This is a genomic window from Sphaerisporangium sp. B11E5, assembly GCF_039871875.1.
GTDB lineage: Bacteria > Actinomycetota > Actinomycetes > Streptosporangiales > Streptosporangiaceae > Sphaerisporangium.
In genome coordinates this window covers 156209-169296 of sequence record NZ_JBDPMD010000004.1, presented here as the reverse complement: position 1 = coordinate 169296, position 13088 = coordinate 156209, and the positions used below count along the sequence as shown (strand labels likewise).

11 protein-coding genes are annotated in these 13088 nt (G+C 70.7%); 4 read left to right on the top strand and 7 right to left on the bottom strand.

What is annotated here, in order from left to right:
* Window positions 1–329: 329 nt before the first annotated feature.
* Window positions 330–1766, top strand: coding sequence for an aldehyde dehydrogenase (locus ABGB17_RS06330; RefSeq protein ID WP_347626841.1), 1437 nt, complete (start codon window positions 330–332; stop codon window positions 1764–1766).
* 208 nt (window positions 1767–1974) lie between these two features.
* On the opposite strand, the gene ABGB17_RS06325 is transcribed toward ABGB17_RS06330, so the two are convergent.
* The gene (locus ABGB17_RS06325; protein WP_347626840.1) at window positions 1975–3090 is read right to left on the bottom strand and encodes an acetate kinase; all 1116 of its coding nucleotides are present in this window, start codon (window positions 3088–3090) and stop codon (window positions 1975–1977) included.
* A gap of 123 nt (window positions 3091–3213) precedes the next feature.
* Entirely contained in the window at window positions 3214–3996 is a 783-nt protein-coding gene (locus ABGB17_RS06320; protein WP_347626839.1) for an alpha/beta fold hydrolase, read from the bottom strand.
* Window positions 3997–4446: 450 nt separating this feature from the next.
* On the opposite strand from ABGB17_RS06320, the gene typA reads away from it, so the two are divergent.
* Complete coding sequence (gene typA, locus ABGB17_RS06315; RefSeq protein WP_347626838.1) at window positions 4447–6300, top strand: translational GTPase TypA; 1854 nt, start codon at window positions 4447–4449, stop codon at window positions 6298–6300.
* Here the strand turns inward: typA and ABGB17_RS06310 are convergent, their stop codons facing one another.
* The 3 genes from ABGB17_RS06310 to ABGB17_RS06300 all read right to left on the bottom strand — a co-directional run bounded on the left by ABGB17_RS06310 (window position 6301) and on the right by ABGB17_RS06300 (window position 8219).
* The gene (locus tag ABGB17_RS06310) at window positions 6301–7134 is read right to left on the bottom strand and encodes a polysaccharide deacetylase family protein (protein WP_347626837.1); all 834 of its coding nucleotides are present in this window, start codon (window positions 7132–7134) and stop codon (window positions 6301–6303) included. It abuts the gene before it with no gap.
* Between the two features lie 66 nt (window positions 7135–7200).
* Complete coding sequence (locus tag ABGB17_RS06305) at window positions 7201–7503, bottom strand: hypothetical protein (protein ID WP_347626836.1); 303 nt, start codon at window positions 7501–7503, stop codon at window positions 7201–7203.
* Window positions 7504–7637: 134 nt separating this feature from the next.
* Window positions 7638–8219 (bottom strand): cupin domain-containing protein, encoded by a 582-nt coding sequence (locus ABGB17_RS06300; RefSeq protein WP_347626835.1) that lies wholly within the window; start codon window positions 8217–8219, stop codon window positions 7638–7640.
* Window positions 8220–8311: 92 nt separating this feature from the next.
* On the opposite strand from ABGB17_RS06300, the gene ABGB17_RS06295 reads away from it, so the two are divergent.
* A complete protein-coding gene (locus ABGB17_RS06295) occupies window positions 8312–9166 on the top strand; it encodes a DMT family transporter (RefSeq protein WP_347626834.1) in 855 nt (284 codons plus the stop codon).
* A 117-nt stretch (window positions 9167–9283) separates the two neighbouring features.
* On the opposite strand, the gene ABGB17_RS06290 is transcribed toward ABGB17_RS06295, so the two are convergent.
* Window positions 9284–9880, bottom strand: a complete 597-nt coding sequence (locus ABGB17_RS06290; protein WP_347626833.1) for a sigma-70 family RNA polymerase sigma factor — start codon at window positions 9878–9880, stop codon at window positions 9284–9286.
* Between the two features lie 284 nt (window positions 9881–10164).
* Here ABGB17_RS06290 and ABGB17_RS06285 point away from each other — a divergent pair, with 284 nt between their 5' ends.
* Entirely contained in the window at window positions 10165–11235 is a 1071-nt protein-coding gene (locus tag ABGB17_RS06285; protein WP_347626832.1) for a PLP-dependent cysteine synthase family protein, read from the top strand.
* Between the two features lie 260 nt (window positions 11236–11495).
* Here ABGB17_RS06285 and ftsY read toward each other — a convergent pair whose 3' ends face one another.
* A complete protein-coding gene (ftsY, locus tag ABGB17_RS06280; protein WP_347626831.1) occupies window positions 11496–12671 on the bottom strand; it encodes a signal recognition particle-docking protein FtsY in 1176 nt (391 codons plus the stop codon).
* Between the last annotated feature and the right edge of the window lie 417 nt (window positions 12672–13088).

The window sequence follows — 13088 nt, the reverse complement described above, 5'->3', positions numbered from 1 at the left end:
GCGATCTTCGGAGCCGCCACACGATCGGAAGAACCTATCTACCGGTACGCGAACTATCTACCACTTGACGTAGGAGGCCGAGACCGGTTTCCGGAGATTTGGGCCCACCAGACCCACCAGGCATCGGCACGTGGGCCGATGGAACGGTCCGGCGGCGGGCACCGATCCTATCGAGGAAGCTGCTCCCTGGTCCCCCGCTCTTGCCATCAGGGATAGAACATGGTTCTGTCACAGCGGAACGGAGCGACGCGCCCCCATGCGCGTCCGGACCGGCAATGGTGGACTGGCGAGCGCAGGACCCGGCCCGCTGCGACCAGGAGGCACGACACATGCTTCAGCACGACCGTCTTTTCATCGGGGGCGACTGGGTGGCCCCCGCGGGCACGGCGACCATCGACGTCGTCTCCCCGCACACCGAGGAACTGGTCGGCCGGGTGCCGGACGGCACCCCCGCCGACATGGACCACGCCGTGGCCGCCGCGCGCCAGGCGTTCGACGAGGGCCCCTGGCCGCGCATGACCATGGCGGAACGCGCGGAGGTCGTCGGCCGCCTGGCCGACCTGTACGCCGCCCGCCAGGCCGAGATGGCCGAGCTGATCACCATGGAGATGGGCTCCCCCATCACGTTCTCCCAGCTCGCCCAGGCCCCGCAGCCGCTCGGCATGCTCAAGTACTTCGCCGGGCTCGGCGCGACGTTCGCCGTCGAGGACGAGCGGCCCGGCCTGTTCGGCCCGGTGACGGTGCGCCGCGAGCCGGTCGGCGTGGTCGCCGCCGTGGTGCCGTGGAACGTCCCGCAGTTCGTCATCATGACCAAGCTGGCCCCCGCGCTGATCGCCGGGTGCGCCGTCGTGGTCAAGCCCGCGCCGGAGACCCCGCTCGACTCCTACCTGCTGGCCGAGATGGTCAAGGAGGCGGGCATCCCGGACGGCGTGGTCAACATCGTGGCCGCGGGCCGCGAGGCCGGCGAGCACCTGGTGGCGCACCCCGGCGTGGACAAGGTCGCGTTCACCGGCTCCACCGCCGCCGGGCGCCGCATCGCGTCCATCTGCGGCGAGCAGCTCAAGCGGTGCAGCCTGGAGCTCGGCGGCAAGTCCGCCGCGATCATCCTGGACGACTGCGACCTCGGCGCCGCCATGGGCTTCCTGTCCATCGCCTCGCTGATGAACAACGGCCAGGCGTGCGTCGCGCAGACCCGCATCCTCGCGTCCACCTCGCGGTACGACGAGGTCGTGCAGGCCGTGGCCGACATGGTGTCCGGCCAGGCGGTCGGCGACCCGGCCGACCCCGCCACCGGCATCGGGCCGCTCGTGGCCAAGCGCCAGCAGGAGCGGGTCGAGGGCTACATCAAGATCGGTATCGACGAGGGCGCCAAGCCGGTCGTCGGCGGCCTGGACCGCCCGCACGACCGCGGCTGGTACGTCGCCCCGACCGTCTTCGCCGGGGTGTCCAACGACATGCGGATCGCCCGCGAGGAGATCTTCGGCCCCGTCCTGTCGGTGATCCCGTACGAGGACGAGGCGGACGCGGTGCGCATCGCCAACGACAGCGAGTACGGCCTGTCCGGCACCGTCTGGACCGGGGACACCGAGCGCGGCATGGACGTCGCCCGCCGCGTGCGCACCGGCACCTACGGCGTGAACATCATGAACACCATGGAGCCGTCCGCGCCGTTCGGCGGGTACAAGGCCAGCGGCATCGGCCGCGAGCTCGGCCCGGAGGGCCTGTCCGCCTACCTGGAGTACAAGTCGATCGCCCGGCTCGGCTGAACCCGTCCGATCGGGCGTCACCCGGGGGCCGGCCGCCGGCCCCCGGCCGGCTCGGCGTGGGGCCGCCGCCCAGCGCGCCCCCGCGTCGCTGGGCGGCGGCCCGTCCGCCCCTGGACGCGGGAGACCGCCCCGTCACAGGTACCACAGCCGCCGCGACGGCGGCGGTGGCCCCAGGCGGATCTCCTACCTCCGCGTATGTAGACGACTCTTATCCGGAAAAGGTTCGCTCCACCAACGCGGATGTTTCTCGCGCGATCTCCAGCTCCTCGTCGGTCGGCACGACCAGGACGGTCACGGCGGAGTCCTCGGTGGACACCACCCGCGCGCCGTCGGCCGCGGCGTTGCGCAGCGGGTCCAGCCGCACGCCGAGCGCCCCGAGCCCCGACAGCACGGTGCGGCGCACCTGCGCGGAGTTCTCCCCCACGCCGCCGGTGAAGACGATGCCGTCCACCCGGCCGAGCAGGGCGTAGTACGCCCCGATGTACTTACGCAGCCGGTGGCAGTACACCTCGTACGCCAGCGTGGCCGCGGCGTCCCCGGCCTGCGCCCGCTCGATGACCGTGCGCATGTCGTTGTCGCCGCACAGGCCGAGCAGGCCCGCCCGGTGCTCCAGCATCGACTCCACCTCGTCCGGCGACATGCCGGCCCGGATCAGATGGAAGATCATCGCGGGGTCCACGTCCCCGGAACGGGTGCCCATGACCAGACCCTCCAGGGGCGTCATGCCCATGGAGGTGTCCACGCAGTGGCCGCCGCGGGTGGCCGTCGCGCTGGCGCCGTTGCCGAGGTGCAGCACGATGCCCCTGGCGTCGGGCTTGCCCATGACCTCACGCGCCACCCGCCAGACGTACGCGGTGGAGGTGCCGTGGAAGCCGTAGCGGCGCACGCCGTACCGCTCGGCGAGCGCCGCGTCGATGGCGTACGTCCGGGACGCGGCCGGCATGGTGGCGTGGAAGGCGGTGTCGAACACCGCGACCTGGGGCACGTCGGGGCGCAGGCGGCGGGCCACCTCGATGCCGGCGAGGTTGGCGGGGTTGTGCAGCGGCGCGAGCGACGTGATGTCGCAGAGCTGTTTGAACACCTCGTCGTCGATGAGGACGGGCTCGGTGAACACCGCGCCGCCGTGCACGATGCGGTGGCCGACGGCGGTCAGCTCACGCGTGTCGAGGGACGTCTCCTCGGCCACCCGGGTGAGCGCCGCCTCGTGGTCGGGGACGCCGGAGCCCGGCTCCCCGATGCGCTCGATCTTGCCCGCCTGAAGCCTGGTGAGGCCGTCCGTGTCGAAGAGCTTGTACTTTACTGACGAGGATCCCGAATTGATCACCAGGATCACTGAAATCCACCTCCCGGCCGGGAAATCGCGGTGCCGTGACCGCGGGGAACGATGTCGCTCGGATGCGCGGGGTGAAGAGTGCTGTCCGGTGGTGTGCGGAGGGGCGCGGCGTGTCTATCCGGCCGCCGAGGCGGTGCGGGCGCCGGCCTGGACGGCCGCCGCCCAGGCGCCGATGCGGTGGACCAGCCCCGGCGTGGCGGCCGACTCGGCGTGGCCGAAGCCACGCTCGATCCACAGCTCCTTGGGCTCGCGGGCGTTGTCGTAGAGCTGGTGGGCGTGGTCCAGCGGGAAGAACGTGTCGGCGTCGCCGTGCACGACCAGCAGCGGTGTGGGGGCGACCCTCGCGGCCGCCTCGTACGGCGCCAGCGGCACCGGGTCCCAGCGGCCGTTGCTGATGCGGGTGCGCTTGGCGATGCGGGCCGCGAGGCGGCCGGCGGGGCGCTCGATGGCCCAGTGGACCTGGCGCATGGGCCGGGTGTCCCGGTAGTACCACCGGGCGGGCGCGCTGACCGCGATCACCGCGTCGGTGCCCCTGTGCAGCGCGGCGTGGCGGACGGCGACCGCGGCGCCCATGGAGAACCCCACGCTCACCACCCGGGTGTACCCGACGGACCGGGCGTGCGCGACGGCGGCGTCGAGGTCGAGCACCTCGGCGTCCCCGACGGTCGACCTGCCGCCGGACCTGCCGTGGCCGCGGAAGTCGAACGCCAGCACCCCGCCGTACCCGCTCAGCACGTGCGCGATGCGCCGCGTGGTCTTGTCCCGCCACGAGCCCGTGAAACCGTGCGCGAGCACGATCCCGAGGTCCCCGTGGCCGCGCGAGGGGGTGTGCGCGGCGTCGATCCGCACGCCGTCCTTGGTCATCAGCGTCGCGGGGAAAGCTGTGGCGAGAGGCATGCGTCGAGCTTATGCGGCGACGGCCCGGCGCACACGACCCGCGGCCCGCCTGTGACACCCGTGACACCCGTGCCGCCCGGCGGGGCCGCGTAGGCGCTCCCCCTCGCGGCGGCCATGGGCGTGACGCACCCTGCGACGAACGCGCCCACGACGAGCGTCCAGACGACGAGCCGGCATCGTTCCCCCGCGTACCGCCTGCAGGGGAACCGGGAGCCGGGCTCGACGGCGTGGCGTGCGGAGGCGGCGAGTTGGGTTGTTCCTTCGTCCACCATGTTCGCTGTCTGCCCGAGTCGTGCCGCCTTAGTCCACGGCGGACGGGACCCAGCCGGTTTTTAGGAGATATGTGGTGATTTGCGAAGTGAAGGCATCCGGCGGTAACAGCGATCACCTAAAATGGAGGTGCCGCGATGTCCGCGGCGCGCCCCCACGACCTCAGAGCGAGACCCCATCATGCCTTTGAACAGCCGCGACGACCTGCGGAACATCGCGATCATCGCGCACGTCGACCACGGCAAGACGACTCTCGTCGACGCCATGCTGTGGCAGTCCGGGGCGTTCCGCGCCAACCAGGACATCGATGAGCGAGTCATGGACTCCAATGACCTGGAACGCGAGAAGGGCATCACCATTCTCGCCAAGAACACCGCCGTCCGGCACGGCGACATGACGCTCAACATCATCGACACCCCCGGCCACGCCGACTTCGGCGGCGAGGTCGAGCGCGGGCTGTCCATGGTGGACGGCGTGGTGCTGCTGGTGGACGCCTCGGAAGGGCCGCTGCCGCAGACCCGTTTCGTGCTGCGCAAGGCGCTGGCCGCCAAGATGCCGGTGATCCTCTGCATCAACAAGGTCGACCGTCCCGACTCCCGCATCAAGGAGGTCGTGGACGAGGTCTACGAGTTGTTCATGGACCTCGACGCCACCGAGGAGCAGATCGACTTCCCGATCGTGTACGCCTCGGCCAAGGCGGGCCGCGCCTCGCTGACCCGCCCGGTGGACGGCGGCATGCCCGACTCGCCCGACCTCGAGCCGCTGTTCGAGACCATCGCCACCACCATCCCCGCGCCGACCTACGACCCGGCCGCGCCGCTCCAGGCCCACGTCACCAACCTGGACGCCTCCAGCTACCTCGGCCGCATCGCGTTGTGCCGCGTCCACCAGGGCACCATCAGCAAGGGCCAGCAGGTCGCCTGGTGCCGCACCGACGGCACCATCCAGCGGGTCAAGATCAGCGAGCTGCTGATGACCGAGGCGCTGGAGCGCAAGCCCGCCGAGTCCGCCGGCCCCGGCGACATCATCGCCATCGCCGGCATCCCCGACATCATGATCGGCGAGACGCTGGCCGACCCGGAGGACCCGCGGCCGCTGCCGCTGATCACCGTGGACGAGCCCGCGATCTCCATGACGATCGGCACCAACACCAGCCCGCTGGTGGGCAAGGTCAAGGGCTCCAAGGTCACCGCGCGCATGGTCAAGGACCGCCTGGACAAGGAGCTGGTCGGCAACGTGTCACTGCGCGTGCTGCCCACCGACCGTCCCGACGCCTGGGAGGTGCAGGGCCGTGGCGAGCTGGCGCTGGCCATCCTCGTCGAGCAGATGCGCCGCGAGGGGTACGAGCTGACCGTCGGCAAGCCTCAGGTCGTCACCCGCGTGATCGACGGCACCCTGCACGAGCCGGTGGAGCGCCTCACGGTGGACGCGCCCGAGGAGTACCTCGGCGCCATCACCCAGCTCCTGGCCGTACGCAAGGGCCGCATGGAGCACATGACCAACCACGGCACCGGCTGGATCCGCATGGAGTTCGTGGTGCCGGCCCGCGGCCTGATCGGCTTCCGCACCGAGTTCCTCACCGAGACGCGCGGCACGGGCCTCGTGCACCACGTCTTCGAGGCGTACGAGCCGTGGCACGGCGAGCTGCGCACCCGCAACACCGGGTCGCTGGTGGCCGACCGGGCGGGCGTGGTCACCGCGTTCGCCATGATGAACCTCCAGGAGCGCGGCACGCTGTTCGTCTCGCCGACCACCGAGGTGTACATGGGCATGATCGTCGGGGAGAATTCCCGGGCCGACGACATGGACGTGAACATCACCAAGGAGAAGAAGCTCACCAACATGCGCTCCTCCACCAGCGAGGAGACCGAGAAGCTCATCCCGCCGCGGGCACTGTCGCTGGAGCAGGCGCTGGAGTTCTGCCGCGAGGACGAGTGCGTCGAGATCACCCCGCAGACCGTCCGGCTGCGCAAGGTCGTGCTCGACTCCGCCTCGCGTGCCCGCACGGCGGCCCGCGCCAAGCGCGGCGGCTGATCAGCGCCGGCCCGTGGAGGCCTCCCCGGCGTAGCGTTCGCCGGGGAGGAGCGGGCGGGTGCCGTACAGCTCGGAGACCGTGACGAAGGTGTAGCCCTTGGCGTGCAGGTCGCGCAGCAGGGCCGGCATCGCGTCGGCGGTGGACTTGTGGATGTCGTGCATCAGCACCACCGAACCGGCCCGCGCCCCGGCCGCGCGCCGGGCCACCAGCGGGGTGTTCCTGTCGCGCCAGTCCATGGTGTCCACGTCCCAGAGGATCTGCGCGAGCCCCTCACGTCTGGCCTCGCCGGCCACCTTGTCGTCGGTGGCCCCGTACGGCGGGCGGAACAGGCGCATCGTGACGCCGGTGACCGCCCGCACCGCCTCCTGCGTACGGCCGAGTTGCGCGTGCACGCCGTCCGCGGACAGGCCGGGCAGGGCGGGGTGGTCCCAGGAGTGGTTGCCGAGCTCGTGGCCCTCGGAGACCATGCGGCGCAGCAGCGGGCCCGTCTGCTCGGTCACCATCTGGCCCACCACGAAGAACGTCGCCCGCGCGTTGTAGGCGGCCAGCATGTCGAGCACCGGCCCGGTGTGGTCGAAGGGCCCGTCGTCGAAGGTGAGGGCCACGCACTTGACCTGCGGGCAGCGGATCGCCCGGGGCGCGGGCGCCACCAGGGGCCGCCTGCCGCGCCAGCCGGGCTGGGCGAGCGTCAGGCGCAGCACCATCAGCGCGGGGTCGGCGGGCCGCACGGGCGGGGTGGACCTGACGCGGGACGCGTTGTCGCGGCGGGCGAGACCGGCCGGCGCCACGACCTGGCCGCAGGCCGGGAGGCCGAGCACCAACAGCAGCGACATGGGTAGCGAAAGGGCATTTTTCCGGATACTCGGCATCCGCGTACTCCCCCCGAATCGCGGCAGGGGTCACGGGTAGTCGGCCGCGTCCCCTCGCGAAGTCGCGGTGAGGTCCTCCCACCAGGACGGGACGTCCGCCCGCAACTCCGCATAACGACGCGCCACCCGAATGGCGCATCCAACCGCATCAGTACCCAAATGCCGCCTTTTCCCCACTCCCTCCTGCCAACGGTAGAAACCCTCCTTGTAACTGACAACTAGCCCAATCCATACGGAAAGTATCGCTTCATCACATACTTCATAGGCGTCGGTCACCCCCAGGCCCTCCAGCTCCACCCGGAGCTTCGCGATGGCCGCGCGGGCGTCAGTCACAGGCCCACCTCCGCCGGCGGCCCGGGAACACACAACTTGTCAGCGCTCACATAGGGGGTGTACCCCGCATTTACCGGAGCTTTGCCTTTCCCTATCAGGCATTCCGACATGTGATGTCATCGCATCACATGTCGTCACAGGTCGGGGGTCTCGCGGGGCTCGGTGACGACCATGATGAAGCGCAGCGGGCCTTCGGCCTCGTTGGCGTAGCGGTGCGGCCGGTCGGCGCTGAACAGCACGGCCTCGTCCCGGCGCACCACGTGCCGCTTGCCGTACACCGAGAGGCTCAGCTCGCCCTCCAGCACGGTGAGCATCTCGCGCGTGCCCGCCGGGTGGGCGTCGCCGTCGTGGTGCTCCCCCGGGCCGAGGCGCCAGTCCCACAACTCCAGGATCGCCGGGGCGTCAGAACCGACGAGCAGGCGGGCCGAACCGCCCTGGTCGCCACGCCACAACGTCGCCACGTCGGCCGAGTGCACCACCCGCACGACGGGGGTGTCGGAGACCTCGACCAGCCGGGCCACGGTCACGCCGAGCGCGTCGGCGATGCGGGTCAGCGTGGTGACGCTGGGGTTGGTGCGGCACTGCTCGATCTGCACGAGCATGCCGCGGCTCACCCCGGACCGGGCCGCCAGCGCGTCGAGGGTCAGCCCTCGGTGGGCGCGCTGCGCGCGGACGTTGTTGGCGATGGCCGCCGTGATCGTCTCCGCATCCGCCATGAGTGCAGTGTAGTGAAAAGCAGATGCAATGTATTGGTCAAACCATGCACTATATTGTGCTAACAGAACAGTACAGTGGAAGGTGAGGAAAGATGACGGCCGTCCTGCTCGCGACGACCTGTGCAGTGGTGTACGGCACCGCGGACTTCTTCGGCGGCCTCGCCACCCGGCGCTCGCGCGTGCTGGCCGTCGTACTGCTCACCCAGGTCACCGGGCTGGTCTGCGTGCTGCCGCTGCTCCCGCTGCTGCCGGGCACCCCGAGCGCCGGCGCGCTGGCCTGGGGCATGGCGGCCGGGCTCGCGGGCGGGGCCGGGGTCATCCTCTTCTACCGGGCACTGGCCGACGGCGTCATGTCGGTGGTCGCCCCCACGACGGCCACCACGTCCGCGGCGCTGCCCGTGCTGACCGGGCTGGTGATGGGCGAACGTCCCGAGCCGATCGCGCTCGGCGGGGTGGCCCTGGCGCTGCTCGCGGTCGTGCTGGTCAGCCGCGCCACCGGGAACGGCTCCACCGGTACCGGCGAGACCAGGCGCGTGCGTCTCGGCCCCGTGTTGCGGGCACTGGCGTCCGGCGTCGGTTTCGGGGCGTTCTTCGTGCTGCTCAAGCACGTGCCGGCCGACGCCGGCCTGTGGCCGCTCGCCGGCGCGCGGTTCATGTCGGCCGCCCTGGTCGTGGTGCTGGCACTGGCCCTGCGTCGCACCCTGCGGCCCGGTGCGGGCAGCCTGCCGGCGATCGTGGCGGCCGGCGTGCTGGACATGGCGGCCAACGTGCTGTTCCTGCTGGCCGCCCAACGCGGCCTCCTCGTGCTGGTCTCGGTGCTGGCGTCGCTGTACCCGGCCAGCACCCTGCTGCTGGCCCGCTTCGTCCTCGGCGAACGCCTCAACGCGGTCCAGGCGGCCGGTGTCGGGCTGGCCCTCGGCGCGGTGGCGTTGATCGCGGGAGCCTGATCGCGGCCCGATCGCACCGGCGCCGCGCACTCCCCCGGGCCCGCTCACTCCCTCGGAGGCACAAAAGCACCGGGGCCGTCCTTCAGGGACGGCCCCGGTGCTGTCCGCTTCGACGGTTCAGGCGGCCTGGAACTGCGGGGAGGGACGCAGGGCGCCCTCCTCGTGGGCGTAGCCCTCCAGCATGGTGCGAAGCTGGCGGCGGCCGCGGTGCAGGCGGGACATGACGGTGCCGATCGGCGTGCCCATGCGCTCGGCGATCTCCTTGTAGGCGAAACCCTCGATGTCGGCGAGGTACACCGCCACCCGGAAGTCCTCGGGCAGGGAGCGCAGGGCGTTCATCACGACACTGTCCGGCAGTTGCTCCAGCGCTTCGGTCTCCGCGGAGCGCAGCCCGGTGGAGCTGTGCGACTCGGCGGCGGCGAGCTGCCAGTCCTCGATGTCCTCGGCGGCGGACAACTTCGGCGAGCGCTGCTTCTTGCGGTAGTCGTTGATGAAGTTGTTGGTGAGGATCCTGTGCAGCCAGGCCCGCAGGTTGGTTCCCGGGCGGAACTGGTGGTAGGAGGTGAAGGCCTTGGCGACGGTCTCCTGTACGAGATCCTCGGCGTCGGCGGAGTTGCGGGTGAGTCGCATGGCGGACGCGTAGAGCTGGCTCGTCACGGGCATGACGTCACGTTCGAACCACGCCTGACGCTGCTGGTCTGTCATCGAGATCATCTCGTCCCCCTCATCCGGCCTTGCCCCCGCTACCCATCCGGCATGAACCCATGCAGGCTCGGTAACCGCTTTACTCCATTGACGGCCAGTGCCATGCTCATGGTTCACCCATAAGGGCCACGTTAAGGGTTTCGGCTGGTCAGGGGCCCCTGGGAGCGATTAGGCCCGGGGTGGCGCGATCACACCTCAGGCCGGACAAGTCCCACTACAATAACAGATACATCCCAAATTTGGGAAAATGTGATGAAGGTCACACAGAACGGACATACGTGGTGCTAGGCGGCATGATACAGGCGGATCAGCACGACCCCGGGGTGCGTGCCTGGGTGGCCGAGGCGATCCGCCTGGTCGAGGCCGACGCCAACCGCAGTTGCGACACCCACCTGCACGTGTTCCCGCTGCCGCCGCGCTGGGGCGTCGACCTGTACCTCAAGGACGAGTCCGTCCACCCCACAGGGTCACTCAAGCACCGCCTCGCCCGATCCCTCTTCCTGTACGGCCTGGCCAACGGCTGGATCGGCCCGAGCACCACCGTCATCGAGGCGTCCAGCGGCTCCACCGCGGTCAGCGAGGCGTACTTCGCCCGCATGCTCGACCTGCCGTTCGTCGCGGTGATGCCCGCGTCCACGTCCCCCGACAAGATCGCGCTGATCGAGTTCTACGGCGGCAAGTGCCGCCTGGTGGACGACCCGACCGCGATCTACGAGGAGTCCCGCCGCCTGGCCGAGGAGACCGGCGGCCACTTCATGGACCAGTTCACCTACGCCGAACGGGCCACCGACTGGCGCGGCAACAACAACATCGCCGAGAGCATCTACCAGCAGATGTCCCTGGAGCGCCACCCCGAGCCCACCTGGATCGTCGTCGGCGCCGGCACCGGCGGCACCTCGGCCACGATCGGCCGCTACATCCGCTACCGCCGCCACACCACCCGCCTGGCGGTGGTGGACCCCGAAGGCTCCGCCTTCTACCCGTTCTGGACCACCGGCACCCCGGCCCCCGCCCGAGGCTCCCGCATCGAAGGCATCGGCCGCCCCCGCGTCGAACCGTCCTTCCTCCCCACCGTGATCGACCGCATGCTCCAGATCCCCGACGCCCACTCCATAGCCGCCATGCGCTGGGTCCAGGAGGTAACCGGCCGCCACGTGGGCCCCTCCACCGGCACCAACATGGCCGCCGCCCTCCACCTGGTACAGGAGATGCGCACCCAGAACACAAAAGGCAGCATCGTCACCCTGATCTGCGACAGCGGCGACCGCTACACCCAGACCTACGACAACGACACCTGGCTCGCCGCCCAGAACATCGACATAACCCCCTGCCTGGAAACCCTCCGCACCTTCCTCACCACCTGACCGCAACCCCACCCAACAGCGGTCATACCGACCGCGGTCACGCCGGCGACGTTCCGGCCGACGACGATCCGGCCCACGACGATCCGGCCCACGACGATCCGGCCGACGACGATCCGGCCCACGACAGCCCGGCCGACGACGATCCGGCCCACGACAGCCCGGCCGACCGCAGTCCGGCAACGTGACCGGCCGCGGGGAGCAGCCCCCAGCGGCAGGACCTCGGCGGCGAAGCCGCGTGGGCCCCGGGCGGGGAGGGCGGGTCAGTCGCCGAGGATGGCGTCGACGAAGACCTCCGGGTCGAAGGGGGCCAGGTCGTCGGGGCCTTCGCCGAGGCCGACGAGTTTCACCGGGACGCCCAGTTCTCGCTGTACCGAGATGACGATGCCGCCCTTGGCGGTGCCGTCCAGCTTGGTGAGGACGATGCCGGTGACGTTGACGGCCTCGGCGAAGACCTGGGCCTGGCGCATGCCGTTCTGGCCGGTGGTGGCGTCGAGGACCAGGAGGACCTCGTCCACGGTGGCCTTCTTCTCGATGACTCGCTTGACCTTGCCCAGCTCGTCCATCAGGCCGGTCTTGGTGTGGAGGCGGCCTGCGGTGTCGACGATCACGGTGTCGACCTTGTCGGTGATGCCCTTGCTCACGGCGTCGAAGGCCACGGACGCCGGGTCGGCTCCCTCGTCCTTGCGGACGACCTCGGCCCCCACGCGCTCGCCCCAGGTCTGGAGCTGGTCGGCGGCGGCGGCGCGGAAGGTGTCGGCGGCGCCGAGGAGGACCTTCCGGCCGTCGCCGATCAAGGCGCGGGCGAGCTTGCCGGTGGTGGTGGTCTTGCCGGTGCCGTTGACCCCGACGACGAGGACGACGGCGGGCCGGTCACCGTGAGGGCTGGTGTGCAGGGTGCGGTCGAGGTCAGGGTTGACCTGGGCGAGCAACTGCTCGCGCAGGAGCTTGCGCACCTCGTCGTGGCCACGCGAGCCGAGCACCTTGACCTTGGTGCGCAGCTCCTCGGTCATCACCCGCGTCGGCGTCACCCCGACGTCCGCGGTGATCAAGGTGTCCTCGATCTCGTCCCAGGCGTCGTCGTCCAGGCGGTCGCGCGACAGCAGCTCGAGCAACCCCCGCCCGAGCGACGTCTGCGACCGCGCCAGCCGCGCCCGCAGCCGCACCATGCGCCCCGCCGACGGCGGCGGGATCTCGACGACCGGCGCGGGCGGCACCACGGGTTCCACCGGCCGCGCCGGCGGCGGGATGGTGGTCGTCGCGCCTTCGTCCTCCGCGACCCCCGTGACCCCTGGCCCTCGGTCGGTGACCTCCGGTGCACGCGGCGGCACCACCGGCGGCGCCTGGCGCCCCCGCGGCCGGAACAGCAGAAGCATGCCGCCGACCGCGAACACCGCGATCAGGACCACGATCAGAATGATGCCGATGTACCCGTCCACAAGATGTCAGTTTTCCAGACGGCGGGCCATGGTCACGCCCCGGCCCACACGGTTGTGGACAACTCAGCGAGTCGGACGACTCATGGGACCGGCCCGCGCCGTCGCCAGCGCGGTGTCCAGGAACGTGCACCGGGTGCTTCGCCGTACGACGGCGCCGGGATTCGCCGTACACCGTCCCACCGACGCGGCGCCGATGAGGTAAGCCCGCCGGACGGCGGGAAGGAGGCCCCCCGGCGAAGGTAGCTGGTCACCGCACCTAGGCGGCCTCGCGGTCACGAAGGCGCCGGCTGACCACCTGGATCACACCATCACCACGCTAGCTAGGCAGTCTCGCGGTCACGAAAGCGCCGACTGACCACCTGCCTCACACCGTCACCACGCTAGGCGGTCTCGCCGTCGCGGAGGCGCCGACTGACC

Coding starts and splice junctions, on each gene's coding strand:
- ABGB17_RS06300 (WP_347626835.1), bottom strand. CDS start 8,219: ATGGCGGATGCGGAGACGATCACGGCGGCCATCGCCAACAACGTCCGC.
- ABGB17_RS06330 (WP_347626841.1), top strand. CDS start 330: ATGCTTCAGCACGACCGTCTTTTCATCGGGGGCGACTGGGTGGCCCCC.
- ABGB17_RS06295 (WP_347626834.1), top strand. CDS start 8,312: ATGACGGCCGTCCTGCTCGCGACGACCTGTGCAGTGGTGTACGGCACC.
- ABGB17_RS06310 (WP_347626837.1), bottom strand. CDS start 7,134: ATGTCGCTGCTGTTGGTGCTCGGCCTCCCGGCCTGCGGCCAGGTCGTG.
- ABGB17_RS06285 (WP_347626832.1), top strand. CDS start 10,165: ATGATACAGGCGGATCAGCACGACCCCGGGGTGCGTGCCTGGGTGGCC.
- ABGB17_RS06290 (WP_347626833.1), bottom strand. CDS start 9,880: ATGATCTCGATGACAGACCAGCAGCGTCAGGCGTGGTTCGAACGTGAC.
- ABGB17_RS06320 (WP_347626839.1), bottom strand. CDS start 3,996: ATGCCTCTCGCCACAGCTTTCCCCGCGACGCTGATGACCAAGGACGGC.
- typA (WP_347626838.1), top strand. CDS start 4,447: ATGCCTTTGAACAGCCGCGACGACCTGCGGAACATCGCGATCATCGCG.